This window comes from Rhizobium sp. L51/94 (genome assembly GCF_019355555.1).
Taxonomy (GTDB): Bacteria; Pseudomonadota; Alphaproteobacteria; order Rhizobiales; family Rhizobiaceae; genus Rhizobium; species Rhizobium rhododendri.
On sequence record NZ_CP072141.1, the window covers coordinates 1,868,572 to 1,885,884 of the forward strand.

Sequence of the window (17,313 nt, forward strand, 5' to 3'; positions counted from 1 at the left end):
CTGCTCATGCACCAATTCATGCGACGGATGGCAAGCGCAGGAAAGTTGCGCCGGCTTTGCACCTTCGCGTCATTTGTTGCGAATGGATTTGCCTTGGAGATTTCTTCTTGATTCTCGCCTTCCATGAGGTCTTGTCTCGTGACGAAATTCGAAGGAGACCACCATGGCTGTCGATACATCGCCGCGTTCCGCCACCTGGACCTATGTCGACGGCGAGTGGCTGCCCGGCAACCCGCCGCTGATCGGGCCCACGTCGCATGCGATGTGGCTGGCCTCGACGGTCTTCGACGGTGCACGCTGGTTCGATGGCATCGCGCCCGATCTCGATCTGCATTGCCAGCGCGTCAACCGCTCGGCCCGCGCCATGGGCCTCGAACCGACCATGACGGCCGAACAGATCGAGGCGCTGGCCATGGAGGGCGTGAAGAAATTCGATGGCACTTCGGCGCTCTATATCAAGCCGATGTACTGGGGCGAGCACGGGATGCCGACCAGCGTCGTCGCCGTCGATCCGGCCTCGACCCGCTTCGCGCTCTGCCTGTTCGAAGCGCCGATGAACAATGCCAAGCCGCAGTCCCTGACCGTCTCGCCCTATCGCCGCCCGTCGCCGGAGACGGCGATGACCGAGGCCAAGACCGGCTCGCTCTACCCGAACAGCGGCCGGATGATTATCGAAGCCCGCAGCCGTGGCTTCGACAATGCGCTTGCCTGCGACATGAACGGCAACGTCGCAGAAACCGCATCCTCGAACGTCTTCATGGTCAAGGACGGCGCTGTATTCACACCCGTCGCCAACCGCACCTTTCTGGCCGGCATCACCCGCGAGCGGATCATCGGCCTGCTCCGCCAGGCCGGCTTCGACGTTCGCGAGACGACATTATCCGTTGCCGACTTCATGGCGTCGGACGAGGTTTTCACGACGGGCAACTATTCGAAGATCGTCAGCGTCGACCGCCTCGATGGCCGCACCTTCGGCGAAGGACCGGTCGCTCGCAAGGCACTGGAAATCTACATGGACTGGGCCCATTCGCGCAAAGCCACCGACGAGTAATCGGCTCATCTTTAGACGCATGAAGACGAGTTGGCGGCGAGACACGATGGCCACGCCCGCTGCGGGCGGCACAGGCGTAGTGCGAAAATCCTACTTGGCCCGTCCGACGGGCTTGCCCTTCGTCTGCCAGAGCGCATGCACCTCCTGCCAGTCCGGCACGCGGTCGGCATAGAATCCCAACGTCTTGCCGGTCGCAATCGAACCGAATGCCTTCATCGCCTGCAGATGCGCGCCGTCGACAAGATAGCGGCGCATGGCGGCCTCGTCTTTCCAGACTGTCAGCGTGTGATGGACGCCGTCTATCTGTCGTGTATCCGTCGAGATGTTCCCCTCTGCCTTCTGCGCCTGCAGCATCGAGGGGATGGCGTGCCACCAGAAGCGCGGGAGATGACGCCGCGCCTTGATCTGCAGGCCCGTAATCGACACGTAGACCATCGTTCCGTCCATGACTGCTCCCGTCCGCGAGGCCTGCTGGCTCGCATCTAGACACTGTAAAGATATATGGCATTCATGCCGGCCTCTCGTCAAGGGCGATCTTGTCGGTGTAAGGATGCGGGATGACTCAGACCTATCATCATGGTGCGCTTCGTCCGGCCCTGCTTGCCGCAGCGGAGGCAATCCTCGACCGCGACGGTATCGACGCCCTCACGTTGCGGGCCGCGGCACGCGAAGCTGGCGTCTCCCATGCGGCACCGTCCCATCATTTCGGCGATATCACCGGCCTGCTGACCGAGTTGGCGGCCGCAGGCTTCGTCCGACTGCGGCAGGCTCTCGAGAAGCATCTGGCCGAACCGGACCCACGCACGCGAGTTCAGGCACTGGCGCACGGTTATGTCGCCTTCGCCAGGGCCCATCCCGGGATATTCCTGCTGATGTTCCGCTCGGAGCGGCTGGACTGGTCTTCCCCGGCGCTGGCGACGGCAGGCGTCGCCGCCTTCGCCCTGCTGACCCCTGACCAGTCCGGCCCGGCACCGGCCACCACGCCGCAAAACTTCGAGACCCTGGTGCTGGCCAGCACACGCTGGTCGCTGATGCACGGGCTGGCCACCCTGCTGATCGACGGCCGGCTCGGCGCAATGGCGGAAAAAACGCCGGACGCGGATCTCGAGCGACTGATCGAGGCGGTGATCCGCAATGGTCTCCCGGCCTGATCGAGGCGCTCGTCAGACTGTTTGCCAAATTCCCCGTTGCACAACAGAAGAAAATGCATTTTCCTTGTGACCAAGCCGGTGTTTCCGAGTTTTGTCTGAACCGTAATGTGCCGGAGAGCGGGGAGGGGTTCATGAAGAGCAACCGCGCCAGCCTGGAAGAGATCCGCGGCTTTTTCGCCAAGCGCATGGCCGCCGTCAGCCTGTCCCGCGATCCACGCCTCGAGCGTGTCTTCGAGCTCGTTCCCCGCGAAGTCTTTCTCGGCCCGGGGCCGTGGCATGTCTGGGTAGAGGGCAGCAACTACCTGGAAACGCCGAGCGCCGATCCCGTCTATCTCTACGAGAACAACCTTGTCGCCCTGGATGCAGCCAAAGGCATCAACAATGGCGAGCCTTTCCTGCATGCCTCGTGGATCGGAGCGGTCGCCCCGCAGCGCGGCGAAAGCGTAACCCATATCGGCGCGGGTACTGGATACTACACGGCCATCCTGGCGCTTCTGACCGTGCCGGATGGCAAGGTCACAGCTTTCGAACGGGAAACCCATCTCGCCGACAGAGCGCGGCTCAATCTCCAGCCCTTCGAAGGCGTCACCGTCGTCAATGCCAACGCCACGCAAGCAGCCATGCCGATGTCCGACGTCATCTACGTCAATGCCGGCGTTGCCGCGCCCCCGGTTGCCTGGCTGCAGGCGCTGAAGCCAGGCGGGCGGCTGATTTTCCCCTGGCGACCGACGCAGGGTGTCGGATTGACGTTGCTCATCCGCGCCGATGCAAATGGCTTCAGCGTCGCCCCGCAGAGACCGTCGTGGTTCATTCCCTGCATCGGCGCATCCGATGAGATCGTCGCGACGCGGACGCCACAAAGCGCATCGGAGGCACGATCCGTCCGCTCGGTATGGATCACGACCGCAAGGGCGCCGGACGACACCGCCATTGCCGTCTATCCCGATGTCTGGTTTTCCAGCGATATCCCGCAATCTGCCTGAGCGGCTTTGGGTGCGGTGACATTCCTGCAAATTAAAGCCGCCGCCTCACGCCCTCGCATGCTATGCTCTGCGCGAGACCTGCGATGCCACGCTACCGCAGGCAGCTTTTCCGGACGCAAGGGGACAAGAGGCGATGACGCTTCAGCCCCCGATTTTTAAAGGCGACCGGGCCGTTTTCAGAAGGTAGTCCGATGTCGCTTACGTTTCCCAATGCCAGCCGCAGCTATGACGAACCCGGTCGCCGCGTTCGCTTCCTCGGTCACGACGGCATGTTCCAAGTCCAGCTGTTCGTCGATGTCGACGTGTTTGCCGGCGCCAATTCCGAGGCCGGCTATCTCGCCGCCTTCGACGCCAAGCGCAGCGGCATCCAGGCCGTCGCCACAAAGGCCTACGCCGCCACCCGCCGCAGCTCCTACATCCTGACGTCGAAGGATTTCAGGTAAAACAGCACCATCCGACTTTGAACGAGACGGCGCCCTCTCAGGCTGCACCGCTCTTTTCATGTCGCGGCCGAACCATCCAGCTGTAGACCGCGCCGGCTGACAGCAGCACGCAGGTGCCTAAAAATACCGCGCGCATGCCGATGTGGCCGCCGACGAAGCCGCCGAGCACCGGGCCGACCACCTGGCCGACGAACTGCGACGAGGTCGACAGGCCGAGGATACCGCCGGCGGCCGCATCGGGCACGCTGTGGCGGATGACGGCGGCGATGCAGGGCAGCAGCCCGCCGAGCGCCACGCCCATCAGGAAGCGCAGTATAATCAGCTGCCAGGCGCTGGTCACGAACGCCTGCGGTATCAACAGCAGCGCGGCGATGCCGAGCGCGCCTGATATCACCGGCCAGTGGCCGATGCGGTCGGCGAGCTTGCCCAGCCACGAGGCCGATAGCACGCTTCCCAGCGCCGCCACGGACATCACCACGCCCGATATCAGCGTCAGCTTCGTCTGGTCGTCGATAAGGTCTGCGACATAGACGGTGATGATCGGCTCGATCGACATGTTGGCGAGCATCAACAGCATGCCGGTTGCCAGCATGGCGATGACCGGCCGCTTGTCCTCGATCGAGCGCCAGCCGCCGCTAGCCTTGGCGGCTTGTCTGCGGGAGGCCGATTTCTCCTCCTTGATCAACAACATGGTGGCGAGGAAGGTCAGGAAGATCACCCCGCCGGCTGCAAGGAACGTGTTGCGGATGCCGATGATAGCCGGCAGCGCGCCGCCGATCAGCGGCCCCACCAGATTGCCGGCCATGATGCCCGAAGATACCATGCCGAGCGCCCAGGCGACGCGATGCTTTGGCGTCTGCGTGGCCACAAGCACCATCGACCCCGAGGCATAGCCGCCGGCAAGCCCGGTGAACAGCCGCAACGCCACCAGCTGCCAGACGCTGTCGACCATGCCCATCAGGCCGATGGCGAGGGTCATGCCGAGGCTGGCGCGCACGAGCATCAGCTTGCGGCCGTAGATATCGCCGAGCCTGCCCCAGATCGGCGCGACGAAGGCTGCGGCAAAGAAGGTGGCGCCATAGGCGATGCCCGACCACTGGACGATTCCGGCCTTGTCGCTGACGCCGAGTTCTTCGACATAGAGCGGCAGAAACGGCAGCAGCAGCGTCATCGCGACGATGGTGGTGAAGGAGCCGACGAGGCAGACGATCATGTTGCGCATCCAGTGCGCCGTGACATCCTCGCTCGCGGTCTTGCTCATGCCCGTCCCGGTCATTCCCTGGCCCTGGCGTTCAATGTATAGCGCAGTTCGGCGGTGCCGCTCGACAGGATATGGCCATCGGCGGCCAGCAGCAGGTCCGCCCGGGTGAACGCGTCCGGCAGGCCGAGGTGCTCCACATCCAGCGCGTAGACGGTGACGCGATAGTGGTGGATGCGCTGATCGTTCCAGGGTGGGCAGGCGCCGTGATAGCCGCCCTGCGGGCCGTTCTTCAGCGACCCCTCGCCAAAGCCGTTCTGTCCTCGCCGGCCGTGGTCGGTGCGTTTCAGCGGCAGTCCCGCCTTGGTCAGGCCGTTGCCGTCGATTGCCTCGGGCAAGTGGCTGAAGTCGGAGGGAATGTCGGCCAGCACCCAATGGACGAATTCCTCGCGCGGCGCGGTCTCGGCAATCACCGTGTCATCCCTGTTGAAGCCGCTGCGATCGACGGGCACGTCGGGATCGACCATGGTGACGGCATAGGATTTCGTGCCCGTCGGGCCCTTCGACCAGGACAGCGACGGGCTCTCGTTTCGTCCCGGCCTGAGCTTGCCCTGATGCACGACGCAGGCAGCATTTGCCGGCGGCAGCATACGTCCGGGCTCGGCCTTGCCGAAGCTGACCGCAAGATCGGCGGCAAAGGCCGGCACTGCCGAGGCGGGGAGAATGAGGCCAGCCACGGCGGCAAGCACAATGGCACTCGGAAATCTGTCACTCGTTCGCATGGAAGCCCCTTTGGTGGATCGCTGGACACTGGCTAACAGATCGCCGGCCGGACCATGAGCACGGAAACGCTCGATTGGAAGTCTGAAACGCTTAAATCGGCTCGGTCGTGCCGTGCTGGATGAGCGCCCGCCGGCGTTCTGCAAAGCGCCTGGGCGAGCGGTAGCCTGTCGCCAGCGCCGCTTCCCGCAGGCTAAGCCCATCCTCCGCCAGCATCGTTTCGGCCAGTGCCATGCGCTCGCCGGCAATCACGGCACGGAGCGAGGTGCCCTCCATCCCCAGCCGCCGGCGCAGCGTCGCATTGCTGGTGCCGAGCTCGGCGGCGATCAGGTCGGCAGTCCAGGCCCGGTCGGGCTGCCAGCGCACCAGCGCCCGGATGGCATCGGTCGTGGTCTCCGCCCGCGCGGGCAGGGCGCCACGCATTGCCAGAACCATCAGGATTTCCAGCACCCGGTGTTCGGCGATCATCGTCGGCAGATTGCCGTCCATGATCCCGTCGCCGGCATGGCGGATCGCCTCGGCAAGCGCCGCATCGAGCCCGATGTGGGCAAGCGCAGGCCGCCGCAGCGGAGAGAGGCCGGACTCTGCCCGGCGCACCAGCGCATCCGGGAAGTCGATGAAGATGGCGCGGTATGCGCCGCTTGCCGGATCCGGATCGTTGACGACCTCGCCGCGCCAACCGGACGGCAGCACCAGAACCGTGCCGGCATCGAGACGCTGATGGCGGCCCATGCTGAGCACTTCCTTGCTGCCCTCGACGATGACAACGATCGACAGGCGCGCAAAGGCGGCACCGGCAATGCGCTCGCGCCTGTGGGTGACGAAGGAGAACAGCGACGGTGCGGCATTCCGGTCGGCGAGCGGCGCCATCGGCCTGCGATCTTCAGCCACCAGACGGCGCAGGCGCTCGAGAATGAGACGGGATTCAGACATGTCATGCTCCAGGCGGGAGCCGATATCTACGCCGACGTTTCGCCGGATGCCAAGGCCGGATACGGCGTAAAACGGCGTCTTTTCCGCATGTAGACGGGAACTAGCGACAGGCTGGCGTCGCCAAAAGATGGAACCGACCGCCGCTGGCAAATGTTATGGTTGTGCCCATCATAAGAGAAGAGGATATCCCCATGACAGACGAAGCCAGGATCTCGCCCGCTGCCCAGTCGCTGAAGCAGGAACAGGCAGACCAGCGCAACACCGCCGCAAAAGGCGACCTCGACACCGGACTCGAGGATAGCTTTCCGGCATCCGACCCGGTCTCCATGACGACAAGCAGCATTTCCGGCGGTCGCACCGACGTCGAGGAAGCTGAAAAGGTCAAGACCCAGGCGGAATAGCCGCCGGTGCCGAACCCGTCAGGCTCCGGGGCCTGAGAGCCCAGACGGCAGGACTGCATCGCGCAATTCGTCCTGTCCGGGCTGTCGGTCGGCAGCCTTGTGCAGCAGTGTCGACGTGTAGCCGCGCGTCCCGTTGCCTTCGATCAGCGTCACGTCGGCATTCCCGGGATTGTCGGATTCTTCGAGCCAGGTGACGGGATGCTGCAGGAAATTCATCTCGAAGGCACGGTTGGTAACGCCGTGGCCGACGATCAATACGCTATCGTGGCCGTGCAGTGCCTCATGCATGACGGTCTGCAGGAACAGCCGCATGCGCTGCGCCACGTCGGCGCGGCTTTCGCCATCCGGTGGCCGGGCGTAAAACTTGGCGCCATTGCTGCGCAGCCGCGCCCACCGCTCGAACTCGTCCGGAAACTTCTGCCTTTGCTCGACATGGTCGTAGATCTCGGTGAAGACTCCGAAATCCTGCTCGCGCAACAGATAGTCTTCCCGCACCTTGCCGACGGTTGCTGCTGGCAACACCGTCAAAAGCGCATCCTTGCTCTGGCGCGTCCTGAGGAACGGCGAGAACCAGACGCGCAGCTTCGGACGCTCGAACTCGGGAAGGCTGTCCAGGTATTTGGCAATCACGCCGCCAGCCTGCGCCACCTGACGATAGCCCCATTGGCTCAAGGGCACGTTGTGGTCGCCGAATTCACGGTAGGCATGGCCATCGAGGTTGCCGAGGGATTCGCCGTGGCGAACGAGAAAGATGCGCATCAGCCGTTCCGCATTGTCAGCATGCCACCGCTGGCGGCGTGTTTCGGGGCAAGGCTCAGAGCCGCCGGGACCAGAGCATTGCCACGACACCGCAGATCGCCGTGATCGCGCCGCGGTAGACCCAGGGGCGCTGGTCGATCATGAAGCTGCTGGCGGGGTAGGGGAAGTAACCGCTGCCCTGTGCGGCCCAGATCACTCCGGCGATGAACAGCAACAGACCCAAAACAAACAACGCTTTTCTTGCCATCGTCCCATCCTCGCTTGAAAGGACGACATAGCAGTTCCTGCGCCCGATGCCTACCGTCACGATGGTGGTGAAGAGGCTACTGACAGAATCTGACAGTGGGAGCGTCTACTCCTGCGACATCGAGCAAGTCTCGCAAACGGCAAGGAGCACCACATGATAACCTGGTTACGCAGCGCGGCCATTGCGCCCGGCAAGGTCCCCGACGCATTCGCCTTCGTCAAAAAGGCAGCAGGGCTGATTGAAGAAAACCACGGCATCCGGATCGCCATCAGCCGGCCGCTCGCCGGAAATCCGACGCGGATATTCTGGTCTGCGCAGCACGAGGATCTTCAGGCCTTCGAGCGTGACCACAAGGCGATCAACACCGATGCCGCGTTTCTGCGATTGCTCGGCGAGGCCAGCAGCTGCTTCATTGCCGGCTCGACTCACGATGAAATTCTGCAGACGATTTAAGGATGCGACGATGACAGATGCCGGCAGCGCCAGCGCTGCTCAAATCAGGCTCCCGACCTCGATCGTCGGGTGGTCGGACGGGATCGCGATGGCTATGTCGGCATCTTCGAGCCCAGCCATGGCTACCGCCTTCGCGTCGGAAATGCCGACGAGCGCAAGGTTGGGGTAGGCGCGGGCTCGAAGCGGTGTCTCGACAATGACCGAACGGCCCTTGAAAAAGAACAACATGGCACTCTCCTGTGGGCGTTGGCGATGCTTGACGAGGGGCTTCTGGCGCATGTCGTAGAGGCCGGCGGCAGTTGGATCAGGATGCCTTCAGGCGATCCGTCCGGAAATGCTGCCGGTCAAGGCCGCCGTTACTCGGCGGCGATATCCGGAGCGATGTCATAGGCTTCGATATCGCGCTCCTGGCTTACACGCTCCTGGGAGACTTCGTCGTTGCGCATCCGGTATTGCGGCGAATTATCCCGCACCGGCAGCAGGGCGATGATGCGGTAGGTATCGGCTGCACGCGGCGACAGGCCTTGGCGGCTCTTGAGGCGTACGGACTGGCCGATCGGGAAACGATGAACTGACATGGGCGCTTTTGCTCTCCGCCACGTCGCCGGTCGCCATCAGGGCGCCGTAGCGTGGTCTTTATCTCAAAGTCGAGTACTGAGGCGAATGCCATCCGCGGCATCCGTCGATCGCAAGGCGCCGGTCAAGGCCAACTCGGGACAACGTGTGATTGCCGCCCGTCCCTGGCTCTCCAGTCCCCAGCGATCGACAAGAGCATAGCATGAAGCGCGCGACAGGCTAGACCTCTTGGCGGTTGCAGTCCTGCCGAAGGCTTTGACACTCGGAACGTGCCCATGAAGGGCTAATCCAGCGTTTCATGACGACCGCGTCGATGCGGCGACAACTGCAGGCTGAATGCGGCCCGTGCTGCCAATACAGGCGGCGGACCCCTCCAGCGGCGAGCGACATGGTAGGCCCTCCGGGCCTCCGCTACCTAGCCTGTTTGTCATGCGCCTGAAATACGGCGGATTTTTTCGGTAGGCGCTCCGATTTTTGGCCCCTGCGCGGTTGCCTCGTGCGGGTTCCGCTCCTATGTTCCGCCTCACCTGCCAACAGGAGAACAAGACCATGGCTTTCGAATTGCCTGAACTTCCCTATGACTACGATGCGCTTTCCCCCTTCATGTCGAAGGAAACCCTCGAGTTTCACCACGACAAGCATCACAAGGCCTATGTCGACAACGGCAACAAGCTCGCCGCCGAAGCCGGCATGAGCGATCTGTCGGTCGAAGAGGTCGTCAAGAAGTCGTTCGGCACCAATGCCGGTCTCTTCAACAACGCTGCCCAGCACTACAACCACATCCATTTCTGGAAGTGGATGAAGAAGGGCGGCGGCGGCAACAAGCTGCCCGGCAAGCTGGAAACAGCCTTCGCCTCCGATCTCGGCGGCTATGACAAGTTCAAGGCCGATTTCGCAGCCGCAGGCACCACGCAGTTCGGCTCCGGCTGGGCCTGGCTCTCCGTCAAGAACGGCAAGCTCGAAATCTCCAAGACACCGAACGGCGAAAACCCGCTAGTCCACGGCGCAAGCCCGATCCTCGGCGTCGACGTCTGGGAACACTCCTATTACATCGACTACCGCAACGCCCGCCCGAAATATCTCGAGGCATTCATCGACAGCCTGATCAACTGGGATCACGTGCTGGAAATGTACGAAACGGCAACCAAGTAAGTCTAGCGCACCACCCAGAAAGCCCGGCCCCGCGCCGGGCTTTTTTCTATTTTGGCCGGCCTCCGCCAATCTCCCCTTGCGGGAGAGATGTCGGCATCGTCGACAGAGGGGCGCGCCGCCCCACGCGCAAGATGGCCTCTTGCCCCATCCAACTCAGCCGCCAATCCACAAAAATCCCCCTCGCGTGGACCGCCATAAATCAGGCGCAGTTCAATTTAACCTTGCAGGCCGGCGGACCGGTTGTGCCAACCGTCTGCCTGGGCGCGAAACGTCGCGGCCAATACACGCACGGGGGATCGCCACCGCATGTCCAGCAAGCCGAGAATCGCAGTCCTTTTTGGGGGACGTTCCTCCGAGCACGAGGTTTCGCTCATGTCCGCCGCCAATGTGGTCGGCGCCATGGATCGCTCCCGCTACGAGATCGTCCCCATCGCCGTCACCCGCAGCGGCGAATGGCTGTTGATCGACTGGGACGGCGCGACGATGCCTTCGGCCGTGCCGGCGACCGGCACCGGCGTCTGCCTGCTGCCGGGCGGCCGCGGACGGATGATGGCGATGCCGCCGGCGGGCGCGGCCTATGAGTTGCCCCCGGTCTCTGTGGTGTTTCCGGTGCTGCATGGCCTGTTCGGCGAGGACGGCTCGGTGCAGGGGCACTGCGAGGTCGCCGATGTCGCCTATGTCGGCTGCGGTATTCTCGGCTCGGTCGCGGCGCTGGACAAGGACATCGCCAAGCGGCTGCTTGCGGATGCCGGGCTTGCGGTTGCCCCCTCGGTGACGCTGCGGCGCGGCGACCCGGCGTCGTTCGAGACGATCTCGACGACGCTCGGGCTACCCGTCTTCGTTAAACCGGCCCGGCAGGGATCGTCGGTCGGCGTCGGCAGGGCACGGACGTCCGACGAGTTCACCGGGGTCCTCAGCGACGCCTTCCGTCATGACGACAAGGTGCTGGTGGAAACCTTCGTCGACGGCCGCGAGATCGAATGCGCGGTGCTGGAGGATGCCGACGGTTCGCTGGTCGTCTCGCTTCCCGGCGAGATCGTGCCGGCCGAAAAGCACGGCTTCTACAGCTACGACGCCAAGTACATCGATGCCGACGGCGCCGTCGTCAAAGTACCCGCCGATCTGCCGGACCAGGTGGCCGCAAGCATCCGCGAAATCGCCCGCCGCGCCTTTCTGGCGCTCGGCTGCGAGGGCATGGCCCGTGTCGACGTCTTCCTGAAGGTCGATGGGACGGTCACCATCAACGAAGTCAACACCATCCCCGGCTTCACCAACATCAGCATGTATCCAAAAGCCTTCGCCGCCAGCGGTATCGACAACACCGAACTCATCGATCGCCTGATCGCCCACGCGCTGCGCCGCGATAGCGCGCGGCGGTCTGACAAAGCAGCCTCGGCCAAAAGCGAGGTGGCTGCGGCCTGAGGCGGCACAGATAGACGTCGGCACTGGAAATCCGTCGCCGACGTCCGGCAGTGTCAGGCGGCGGACCTTTCGCCGGCTACCCGGCGGCGCAGTCTTGCGTCTGTGATCGCAGGCGGATTGTATGCTGCATCGAGGGTTCCGACCTCGGTTCCCGGTGAGACGATCTCGTCGATCCTGTCGAGGACCTCGTCACTGAGCCTGACCTCGGCGCCGGCAAGCAGTCCGTCCAGTTGATCCATTGTCCGTGGTCCGAGGATGGCGGACGTAACGCCGGGATGGGCAATAGCGAAGGCCATTGCCATGTGCATCAGCGACAGGCCTGCGACGTCTGCAACGGTGATGAGTTGCTCGATGACATCGAGCTTGCGCTGGTCGGACATCTGCTTTGGGAAATGGGTGACGCGTAAACTCTCGGGCAGCGGCTGGCCCTTGCGGTAACGGCCGGCCAGCATGCCCATTGCCAGCGGGCTCCAGACCACAGCGCCCATCCCGTATTTTTCACAGGTCGGCAGCACTTCGCGTTCTATGCTGCGGTGGAGAATGGAGTAGGGAGGCTGCTCGGCGCGGAAGCGTGCAGAGCAGCGTCGGTCGGCAACCCATTGCGCTTCGACGATCTCGGAGACGGGGAAGGTCGATGAACCGATGGCGCGCAGCTTGCCGGCTCGCATCAGGTCGGTAAGGACCGCGAGCGTTTCCTCGATGTCGGTATCGGGTGACGGCCGGTGGATGTAGAGCAGGTCTATGTAATCGGTTTGCAGTCGGCGCAATGAGTCGTCCACGGCGCGGGTGATCCACCGCCTGGAGTTGCCTTGGCTGTTCGGGTCCGCCCCCATTGGCAGGTGCGCCTTGGTAGCGAGCACCACAGTGTCGCGGCGTCCCTTCAGGGCTTGGCCGACAATCTCCTCGGATTCGCCATGGCTGTAGTAATCTGCGGTGTCGATGAAATTTATACCGACATCCAGCGCTTTGTGGATCATGCGAACGCCGTCCTCATGGTCCGGGTTGCCCATGGCGCCGAACATCATCGCGCCCAGGCAGTAGGGGCTGACCTTGATGCCGGTTTTTCCGAGATTTCTATATTGCATGATCTTATCCTTTTGTGGTTTTGGAGCGGGACTGCTTGCTCTCGACCCGACCCAGCGGTTCCGCGCTATCGGCCAATGCAGCGCAGGCGGTCGGCCAGGCATCGTCCCCAGGGTAAAGCGCGGTGCGCAGATACGCCCAGCTCATCCGTTGCACCAATGCGACGCGGGCCGGATCTTCGTCGGTCGTTTCGGCCGCATCGTAGCCGGCAATGCCGCCGAGCCCATGTTCGCCGCCAAACAGCGTCAGCAGGCTCTTGGGGCCGGGGCTGAGAGTGTAGGGATCGGCATGCCAGTCGGCGCCCCGCACCGTGAGATGCGGTGAAACGTCCCGGTCACCGGCGATGACCAGTGCCGGTGTTGTCATATGGTCGAAGCGGAATGTCGTGAAGAAGGAGTACCTCTCGGCCGCAGCAGCGCTGAGGTCGGCCCCGCCATTGCCGGGTGCCGCCAGCAGCACGCCGGCGCTGATGCGCGGATCCGCAAGATTGACCGCCGTGCCGTCATGCTCATCCGTCAGCTGCGCGCCCAGCAGCATCGATGCCGTATGCCCGCCCATCGAGTGGCCGGCAACGGCGACCCGGCTGCGATCCAGGCGACCGCGGAGTTCCGGAACGCAGGCTTCGATCAACTCCAGCTGGTCGAGGATAAATATCATGTCCTCGACGCGCGATCTCCAGAACAGCGGGGCGTCGGGATCGCTGCCGACGATATGGCTCAGCGTCTTCGAACTGAGATGGGTGGGTTGGATGACGACGAAGCCGTGCGCCGCCCAGAAATGGACCAGCGGACCATAGCCGTTCATCGAGGAAAGATGGTTCGACCTTCCGTGCCCGTGCGACAGAAGGATGATCGGAAGGGAGGTTCCGGTAACGGGAGCAGAGATACGCATCTGCAGATCAACGGCCCGACCCGGCGCGGGCAGGACAACCGGGCAGATGGAGACAACCGCGCTGGCCTCGTTGATGGGGATCGTCCCTGCTGGATCGTTCATTGGCATGTGCTTCAGTATCCTTTGGTGGCCAATTCTGCCGGTCCGTGCTAACTTAATTAAACGGATCAGTGTTCCGTTTTATACGGAACAACGTTCCGTTTTGCAAGTGGGTATGACTGTGCGCGATGAAACGAATGACAAACCGGCGGGGGCGGACGAAACGGAACGTCCGGATCGCCGTGTGCGCGCCGATGCCCAGCGCAATCTCGACGGCCTGTTGAAGGCAGCAATGGCGGTATTTTCCAGTTCCGGCGTCGATGCTCCGGTCCGCGAAATCGCGACCAGGGCGGGCGTCGGCGTCGGCACGTTGTATCGACACTTTCCACAGCGCGCCGATCTGGTGGCGGCTGTCTTCCGGCATGAGGTGGATGCCTGTGCCGAGGCTGCCGCAACACTTGCCGCAGAACACGCGCCTGGCGAGGCCCTGGCACATTGGATGCAGCGCTATGCGGGCTTCATTGCCACCAAGCGCGGTCTCGCCTCGGCGCTGCACTCCGGCGATCCGACGTTCGAGACCCTCCCGGGCTATTTCCAGCAGAGACTGCAGCCCGCGTTGCGAAACCTTCTGGAGGCCGCGGCAGCTGCCGGTGAAGCGCGCACGGATGTCGACGCAGAGGAATTGCTGGGCGCTGTCGCGCGTCTGTGCATGTCCTCACAGGATAATGATCCGGACCATGCACGCCGGATGGTGGCCCTGCTGTCCGACGGACTGCGCTATGGCGCGCGCCGAAACACGCCCGGATAGTCGCCGACGATGCCGTCGCCATCGACCTCGATTTCGACGCTGAAGCCGGTGGACAGGCCATCGTAGCGGAAACGCTTCTCGCCAAGCCTCGTATAGCGCTGCTCGACCGCTTTCACAGCGAGGTCGGGCACGGAGACATAGGCGACTTTGATCGTTCCGGTCTCACCGACAGCGAGGTCGAGCCTGCGGATGGGCAGGGTGTTGGTAAACGGCGTGGCCGCGATGTCGACGTCGATGCAGCCTGAAAGCCCGGCAAGCTCCATGCCATCGGCACCGCTCCAGCGCCCGTGTCCGTCCGACACCAGGTGCAGCGCCGGACCGTCGACTATCTGCATGCTGACTTCGCGTACGCGCCACCGGGGATCGAGGGTCAGTTGGTAGGAAAGACCGAAGCGGTGACCGTCGCGCTCGCCGATCACCAGGCTCCGGGCCGCAATCCGCGTTTCGTCATCGGCAACGAAGAGATGCTCGAGCCCCTTGCCGTCCCAGTCCGTCCACCGCACCACCCGCAACATCGCCCTATCTCCCATGTAGATTCGCACTATGGCCGACGGGTTCACCGCTTCAAGCCTGCGTCTTGCAGGCGGTCGCACCGCCGGTGGGATGCCTCCCGGACGAGATCGCGAGGATTCCCCAGGCCCATCGCTGATCCCTCAGCCGAGCGCCTGCAGGTAGCGCATGCCGGTGACCGGGCGGGGAGTGAAGTCCAGCTGTTCGTAGAAGCGGTGGGCAGCGACGTTGCCGGTGGCGGCGCTGACCGAGAGGTAGCGGCAACCGGCCTTGCGGGCGGTCTCGCGGGCGCGGTCGACGAGATGCTGGCCGATGCCGTGGCCGCGATGGCCGTCGCGCACGAAGAGATGATGCAGGTCCATGCCGCGCTGGCCTTCCTGCGCCCTGTAGAGCGGCACGAGGATGGCATAGCCGAGGAGGCCTTCGGCTGAATCGGCAACCAGCGCCGTGATCCACGGCAGGGGGCCGAAGAGATCGCGTTCCAGCTGCTCCGGCGTCGTCGCGGCCGCATCGCCGTGATGGGCTGCCAGCAGGGTGATCATCGCGTTGAGGTCTGGCAAGTCCTCGCGCCTGGCGGCACGGATAGTCAGCACCGGAGGTCTCAGCAGAGATATTTCACTGTCTTCGAGCATGGTCTGCGTCCTGTGTGGAGTGCCGTCAGGACGCTGTCGCATACAACAAAGCCGCCTGACGGCGGCTTGTTGACAAAAATGATCTGCCGGCCGCCCTTCTAGAGGTACAGCCAAAAGTACGAGCGGGTGATGAGCGCGTGCGTGATCATGGGAAAAGAGATGATCTGAAATGGGGGGGATGTCAAGGGAGGTGGTGATTAGTGAGCAGTGATTGGTGAGTAGAGGCAGTAGGCGTTAGGCAGTAGGCAGTAGGATTTGATCATTAGGTAGGCGCTTTGAATATAAGTAGCAGAAATTGTGAGATCAGCGGTCATAGGCAATAGCGCATTCAAGTTGCCGTTAGATATTGATGGGGACTTGATTCAACACTCTGTTAGAAATAGCGACTGCCTACTGCCTACTGACTACTGCCTACTGCCTACTGCCTACTCACTACTCACTACTCACTAAACACATGCCCTCCACCAACATGATCCGTCTCGCAAAGACCGTGGTCGGAGAGGGCTCGGATGACGTAGCAGTCTTCTATGCTGTGGCCGTTGCAGTGGGAGACGATGCGTTCCAGTTCGTTTTCCAGCTTCTTCAGGCGGGCGATCTTTTCGCGGACGTCGGCAAGGTGCTCGCGGGCGATCTGGTCGGCATCGCGGCAGGGCCTTTCCGGATGCTGGCTGAGGGTGATCAGCCCGCGGATCGCCTCGACTGTCAGGCCGAGATCGCGGCCGTGGCGGATAAAAGCCAGCCGCTCCACATCGGTCTCGCCGTAGCGCCGCTGGTTGCTGTCGCTGCGCTCGGGCGCGTCGAGCAGCCCGACCTGCTCGTAGTAGCGGATGGTCGGCACCTTGACGCCGGCGCGCTTCGACAATGTCCCGATCGACAGCATGGCGAAATTTCCTCTTGTTCCTCTAGTCGCTAGAGGGATTAGATAGGATGTCACACAGGTTCTGGCAACAAAATCAGCCCGATAAGAAAGGTGACATCATGAGCGCTTCCTGCGGCCACACCCACGGTCCCTTCGACGGCATGTCGGATACCTACAAGACGCGCCTGTGGATCGTCATCGCGCTCAACGGCATCATGTTCTTCGTCGAGATGGTCGCCGGCCAATTGGCCCGGTCCCAGGCGCTGCAGGCGGACGCACTGGATTTCTTTGCCGATTCCGTCACCTACGGCATCTCGCTGGCCGTCATCGGCGCGTCTCCCCGGATCCGCACCATGGCGGCGGCGGGCAAGGGCATCAGCCTGTTCCTGATGGGCCTGTTCGTCTGCGCGGCCACCATCTACCGGGTCTTCGTGGTCGGCGTGCCGGAAGCGCCGGTCATGGGCATCATCGGCTTCCTGGCGCTGCTTGCCAACCTTGCAACCGTCGTGCTGCTGGTCAACTACAAGGATGGCGATGCCAACGTGCGCTCCGTCTGGCTCTGCTCGCGCAACGATGCCATCGGCAATGTCGTGGTCATGGCAGCAGCTCTCGGCGTCTGGGGCACCAACACAGCCTGGCCGGATCTCGCGGTCGCGGCCGTCATGGCAGGCCTGTTCCTGACCTCTTCGGTGCAGATCCTCAGCCACTCCTGGCGCGAATGGAAAGCAGCCGGAACCGGCGGTGTCGCTGACACCCATGATCACGAAGGTCACGACCATGCCGGCCACAATCATGGGGGCTGCTGCTCTCACGACCACGCCGCCGGCGATAGCCACGACCACAAGCCGGCAGCCGCACACAGCCATTGAGGCTGCGGATGTCCCGGATTTAGCCAATTCCCCAAACGAAATCAGCCCATTGCATTTGCGTGCAATGGGCTGA

At 63.2% G+C, this 17,313-nt stretch carries 23 protein-coding genes; 10 read left to right on the forward strand and 13 right to left on the reverse strand.

Going from position 1 to position 17,313, the window contains the following annotated elements; all coding sequences use genetic code 11:
• Positions 1 to 163: 163 nt before the first annotated feature.
• Positions 164 to 1,051 (forward strand): branched-chain amino acid aminotransferase, encoded by an 888-nt coding sequence (locus J5274_RS09100; protein ID WP_142824317.1) that lies wholly within the window; start codon positions 164 to 166, stop codon positions 1,049 to 1,051.
• Positions 1,052 to 1,141: 90 nt separating this feature from the next.
• Here the strand turns inward: J5274_RS09100 and J5274_RS09105 are convergent, their stop codons facing one another.
• Positions 1,142 to 1,498, reverse strand: coding sequence for a hypothetical protein (locus J5274_RS09105; RefSeq protein WP_202617135.1), 357 nt, complete (start codon positions 1,496 to 1,498; stop codon positions 1,142 to 1,144).
• A 110-nt stretch (positions 1,499 to 1,608) separates the two neighbouring features.
• On the opposite strand from J5274_RS09105, the gene J5274_RS09110 reads away from it, so the two are divergent.
• From J5274_RS09110 to J5274_RS09120, 3 genes are all read left to right on the forward strand, one after another.
• Positions 1,609 to 2,202 carry a TetR/AcrR family transcriptional regulator gene (locus J5274_RS09110; RefSeq protein WP_142824318.1) on the forward strand — a complete coding sequence of 198 codons (594 nt, stop codon included), beginning with the start codon at positions 1,609 to 1,611 and terminating at the stop codon, positions 2,200 to 2,202.
• 131 nt (positions 2,203 to 2,333) lie between these two features.
• Positions 2,334 to 3,185 carry a protein-L-isoaspartate O-methyltransferase gene (locus tag J5274_RS09115; protein ID WP_142824319.1) on the forward strand — a complete coding sequence of 284 codons (852 nt, stop codon included), beginning with the start codon at positions 2,334 to 2,336 and terminating at the stop codon, positions 3,183 to 3,185.
• A gap of 191 nt (positions 3,186 to 3,376) precedes the next feature.
• Entirely contained in the window at positions 3,377 to 3,628 is a 252-nt protein-coding gene (locus tag J5274_RS09120) for a DUF1488 domain-containing protein (protein WP_111220761.1), read from the forward strand.
• 37 nt (positions 3,629 to 3,665) lie between these two features.
• Here J5274_RS09120 and J5274_RS09125 read toward each other — a convergent pair whose 3' ends face one another.
• From J5274_RS09125 to J5274_RS09135, 3 genes are all read right to left on the reverse strand, one after another.
• Positions 3,666 to 4,889, reverse strand: coding sequence for an MFS transporter (locus J5274_RS09125; RefSeq protein WP_142824320.1), 1,224 nt, complete (start codon positions 4,887 to 4,889; stop codon positions 3,666 to 3,668).
• 11 nt (positions 4,890 to 4,900) lie between these two features.
• A complete protein-coding gene (locus J5274_RS09130) occupies positions 4,901 to 5,608 on the reverse strand; it encodes a YbhB/YbcL family Raf kinase inhibitor-like protein (RefSeq protein ID WP_142824321.1) in 708 nt (235 codons plus the stop codon).
• Positions 5,609 to 5,699: 91 nt separating this feature from the next.
• Positions 5,700 to 6,539 carry an AraC family transcriptional regulator gene (locus J5274_RS09135; RefSeq protein ID WP_142824322.1) on the reverse strand — a complete coding sequence of 280 codons (840 nt, stop codon included), beginning with the start codon at positions 6,537 to 6,539 and terminating at the stop codon, positions 5,700 to 5,702.
• 191 nt (positions 6,540 to 6,730) lie between these two features.
• Here J5274_RS09135 and J5274_RS09140 point away from each other — a divergent pair, with 191 nt between their 5' ends.
• Complete coding sequence (locus tag J5274_RS09140) at positions 6,731 to 6,940, forward strand: hypothetical protein (RefSeq protein WP_142824323.1); 210 nt, start codon at positions 6,731 to 6,733, stop codon at positions 6,938 to 6,940.
• An 18-nt stretch (positions 6,941 to 6,958) separates the two neighbouring features.
• Here J5274_RS09140 and J5274_RS09145 read toward each other — a convergent pair whose 3' ends face one another.
• Together J5274_RS09145 and J5274_RS09150 are read right to left on the reverse strand one after the other, a co-directional pair.
• Positions 6,959 to 7,699, reverse strand: a complete 741-nt coding sequence (locus J5274_RS09145; protein ID WP_142824324.1) for a histidine phosphatase family protein — start codon at positions 7,697 to 7,699, stop codon at positions 6,959 to 6,961.
• A 55-nt stretch (positions 7,700 to 7,754) separates the two neighbouring features.
• Positions 7,755 to 7,946: a hypothetical protein gene (locus J5274_RS09150; RefSeq protein WP_111220248.1), complete on the reverse strand. Its 192-nt coding sequence runs from the start codon at positions 7,944 to 7,946 to the stop codon at positions 7,755 to 7,757.
• A 153-nt stretch (positions 7,947 to 8,099) separates the two neighbouring features.
• Here J5274_RS09150 and J5274_RS09155 point away from each other — a divergent pair, with 153 nt between their 5' ends.
• The gene (locus J5274_RS09155; RefSeq protein ID WP_142824325.1) at positions 8,100 to 8,399 is read left to right on the forward strand and encodes a hypothetical protein; all 300 of its coding nucleotides are present in this window, start codon (positions 8,100 to 8,102) and stop codon (positions 8,397 to 8,399) included.
• 39 nt (positions 8,400 to 8,438) lie between these two features.
• Here the strand turns inward: J5274_RS09155 and J5274_RS09160 are convergent, their stop codons facing one another.
• The gene (locus tag J5274_RS09160; RefSeq protein WP_142824326.1) at positions 8,439 to 8,627 is read right to left on the reverse strand and encodes a hypothetical protein; all 189 of its coding nucleotides are present in this window, start codon (positions 8,625 to 8,627) and stop codon (positions 8,439 to 8,441) included.
• Positions 8,628 to 8,755: 128 nt separating this feature from the next.
• Positions 8,756 to 8,977, reverse strand: coding sequence for a hypothetical protein (locus J5274_RS09165; protein ID WP_142824327.1), 222 nt, complete (start codon positions 8,975 to 8,977; stop codon positions 8,756 to 8,758).
• A 547-nt stretch (positions 8,978 to 9,524) separates the two neighbouring features.
• On the opposite strand from J5274_RS09165, the gene J5274_RS09170 reads away from it, so the two are divergent.
• Together J5274_RS09170 and J5274_RS09175 are read left to right on the forward strand one after the other, a co-directional pair.
• On the forward strand, positions 9,525 to 10,127 hold the full coding sequence (locus J5274_RS09170) for a superoxide dismutase (RefSeq protein ID WP_142824328.1): 603 nt from the start codon (positions 9,525 to 9,527) through the stop codon (positions 10,125 to 10,127).
• A 306-nt stretch (positions 10,128 to 10,433) separates the two neighbouring features.
• Entirely contained in the window at positions 10,434 to 11,549 is a 1,116-nt protein-coding gene (locus tag J5274_RS09175; RefSeq protein WP_142824329.1) for a D-alanine--D-alanine ligase family protein, read from the forward strand.
• A 53-nt stretch (positions 11,550 to 11,602) separates the two neighbouring features.
• On the opposite strand, the gene J5274_RS09180 is transcribed toward J5274_RS09175, so the two are convergent.
• Entirely contained in the window at positions 11,603 to 12,634 is a 1,032-nt protein-coding gene (locus tag J5274_RS09180; protein WP_142824330.1) for an aldo/keto reductase, read from the reverse strand.
• Between the two features lie 4 nt (positions 12,635 to 12,638).
• A complete protein-coding gene (locus J5274_RS09185) occupies positions 12,639 to 13,625 on the reverse strand; it encodes an alpha/beta fold hydrolase (protein WP_142824331.1) in 987 nt (328 codons plus the stop codon).
• Positions 13,626 to 13,743: 118 nt separating this feature from the next.
• On the opposite strand from J5274_RS09185, the gene J5274_RS09190 reads away from it, so the two are divergent.
• A complete protein-coding gene (locus tag J5274_RS09190; protein WP_224128061.1) occupies positions 13,744 to 14,370 on the forward strand; it encodes a TetR/AcrR family transcriptional regulator in 627 nt (208 codons plus the stop codon).
• Here the strand turns inward: J5274_RS09190 and J5274_RS09195 are convergent.
• The 3 genes from J5274_RS09195 to J5274_RS09205 all read right to left on the reverse strand — a co-directional run bounded on the left by J5274_RS09195 (position 14,340) and on the right by J5274_RS09205 (position 16,392).
• Complete coding sequence (locus tag J5274_RS09195) at positions 14,340 to 14,885, reverse strand: putative glycolipid-binding domain-containing protein (protein WP_224128059.1); 546 nt, start codon at positions 14,883 to 14,885, stop codon at positions 14,340 to 14,342. The genes J5274_RS09190 and J5274_RS09195 overlap by 31 nt on opposite strands.
• A 138-nt stretch (positions 14,886 to 15,023) precedes the next feature.
• The gene (locus J5274_RS09200; RefSeq protein ID WP_142824333.1) at positions 15,024 to 15,512 is read right to left on the reverse strand and encodes a GNAT family N-acetyltransferase; all 489 of its coding nucleotides are present in this window, start codon (positions 15,510 to 15,512) and stop codon (positions 15,024 to 15,026) included.
• A gap of 439 nt (positions 15,513 to 15,951) precedes the next feature.
• Positions 15,952 to 16,392 carry a helix-turn-helix domain-containing protein gene (locus J5274_RS09205; protein WP_142824334.1) on the reverse strand — a complete coding sequence of 147 codons (441 nt, stop codon included), beginning with the start codon at positions 16,390 to 16,392 and terminating at the stop codon, positions 15,952 to 15,954.
• A 98-nt stretch (positions 16,393 to 16,490) separates the two neighbouring features.
• Here J5274_RS09205 and J5274_RS09210 point away from each other — a divergent pair, with 98 nt between their 5' ends.
• Positions 16,491 to 17,240 (forward strand): cation transporter, encoded by a 750-nt coding sequence (locus tag J5274_RS09210; RefSeq protein ID WP_142824335.1) that lies wholly within the window; start codon positions 16,491 to 16,493, stop codon positions 17,238 to 17,240.
• The last annotated feature ends 73 nt before the right edge of the window (positions 17,241 to 17,313 follow it).

Bases quoted from the DNA above. Each gene is read 5' to 3' on its own strand.
- J5274_RS09155 (WP_142824325.1), top strand. From the start codon at position 8,100: ATGATAACCTGGTTACGCAGCGCGGCCATTGCGCCCGGCAAGGTCCCC.
- J5274_RS09145 (WP_142824324.1), bottom strand. From the start codon at position 7,699: ATGCGCATCTTTCTCGTTCGCCACGGCGAATCCCTCGGCAACCTCGAT.
- J5274_RS09135 (WP_142824322.1), bottom strand. From the start codon at position 6,539: ATGTCTGAATCCCGTCTCATTCTCGAGCGCCTGCGCCGTCTGGTGGCT.
- J5274_RS09160 (WP_142824326.1), bottom strand. From the start codon at position 8,627: ATGTTGTTCTTTTTCAAGGGCCGTTCGGTCATTGTCGAGACACCGCTT.
- J5274_RS09195 (WP_224128059.1), bottom strand. From the start codon at position 14,885: ATGTTGCGGGTGGTGCGGTGGACGGACTGGGACGGCAAGGGGCTCGAG.
- J5274_RS09165 (WP_142824327.1), bottom strand. From the start codon at position 8,977: ATGTCAGTTCATCGTTTCCCGATCGGCCAGTCCGTACGCCTCAAGAGC.
- J5274_RS09115 (WP_142824319.1), top strand. From the start codon at position 2,334: ATGAAGAGCAACCGCGCCAGCCTGGAAGAGATCCGCGGCTTTTTCGCC.
- J5274_RS09150 (WP_111220248.1), bottom strand. From the start codon at position 7,946: ATGGCAAGAAAAGCGTTGTTTGTTTTGGGTCTGTTGCTGTTCATCGCC.
- J5274_RS09200 (WP_142824333.1), bottom strand. From the start codon at position 15,512: ATGCTCGAAGACAGTGAAATATCTCTGCTGAGACCTCCGGTGCTGACT.
- J5274_RS09100 (WP_142824317.1), top strand. From the start codon at position 164: ATGGCTGTCGATACATCGCCGCGTTCCGCCACCTGGACCTATGTCGAC.
- J5274_RS09105 (WP_202617135.1), bottom strand. From the start codon at position 1,498: ATGGACGGAACGATGGTCTACGTGTCGATTACGGGCCTGCAGATCAAG.
- J5274_RS09120 (WP_111220761.1), top strand. From the start codon at position 3,377: ATGTCGCTTACGTTTCCCAATGCCAGCCGCAGCTATGACGAACCCGGT.
- J5274_RS09185 (WP_142824331.1), bottom strand. From the start codon at position 13,625: ATGAACGATCCAGCAGGGACGATCCCCATCAACGAGGCCAGCGCGGTT.
- J5274_RS09140 (WP_142824323.1), top strand. From the start codon at position 6,731: ATGACAGACGAAGCCAGGATCTCGCCCGCTGCCCAGTCGCTGAAGCAG.
- J5274_RS09175 (WP_142824329.1), top strand. From the start codon at position 10,434: ATGTCCAGCAAGCCGAGAATCGCAGTCCTTTTTGGGGGACGTTCCTCC.
- J5274_RS09110 (WP_142824318.1), top strand. From the start codon at position 1,609: ATGACTCAGACCTATCATCATGGTGCGCTTCGTCCGGCCCTGCTTGCC.
- J5274_RS09205 (WP_142824334.1), bottom strand. From the start codon at position 16,392: ATGCTGTCGATCGGGACATTGTCGAAGCGCGCCGGCGTCAAGGTGCCG.
- J5274_RS09210 (WP_142824335.1), top strand. From the start codon at position 16,491: ATGAGCGCTTCCTGCGGCCACACCCACGGTCCCTTCGACGGCATGTCG.
- J5274_RS09170 (WP_142824328.1), top strand. From the start codon at position 9,525: ATGGCTTTCGAATTGCCTGAACTTCCCTATGACTACGATGCGCTTTCC.
- J5274_RS09125 (WP_142824320.1), bottom strand. From the start codon at position 4,889: ATGAGCAAGACCGCGAGCGAGGATGTCACGGCGCACTGGATGCGCAAC.
- J5274_RS09130 (WP_142824321.1), bottom strand. From the start codon at position 5,608: ATGCGAACGAGTGACAGATTTCCGAGTGCCATTGTGCTTGCCGCCGTG.
- J5274_RS09180 (WP_142824330.1), bottom strand. From the start codon at position 12,634: ATGCAATATAGAAATCTCGGAAAAACCGGCATCAAGGTCAGCCCCTAC.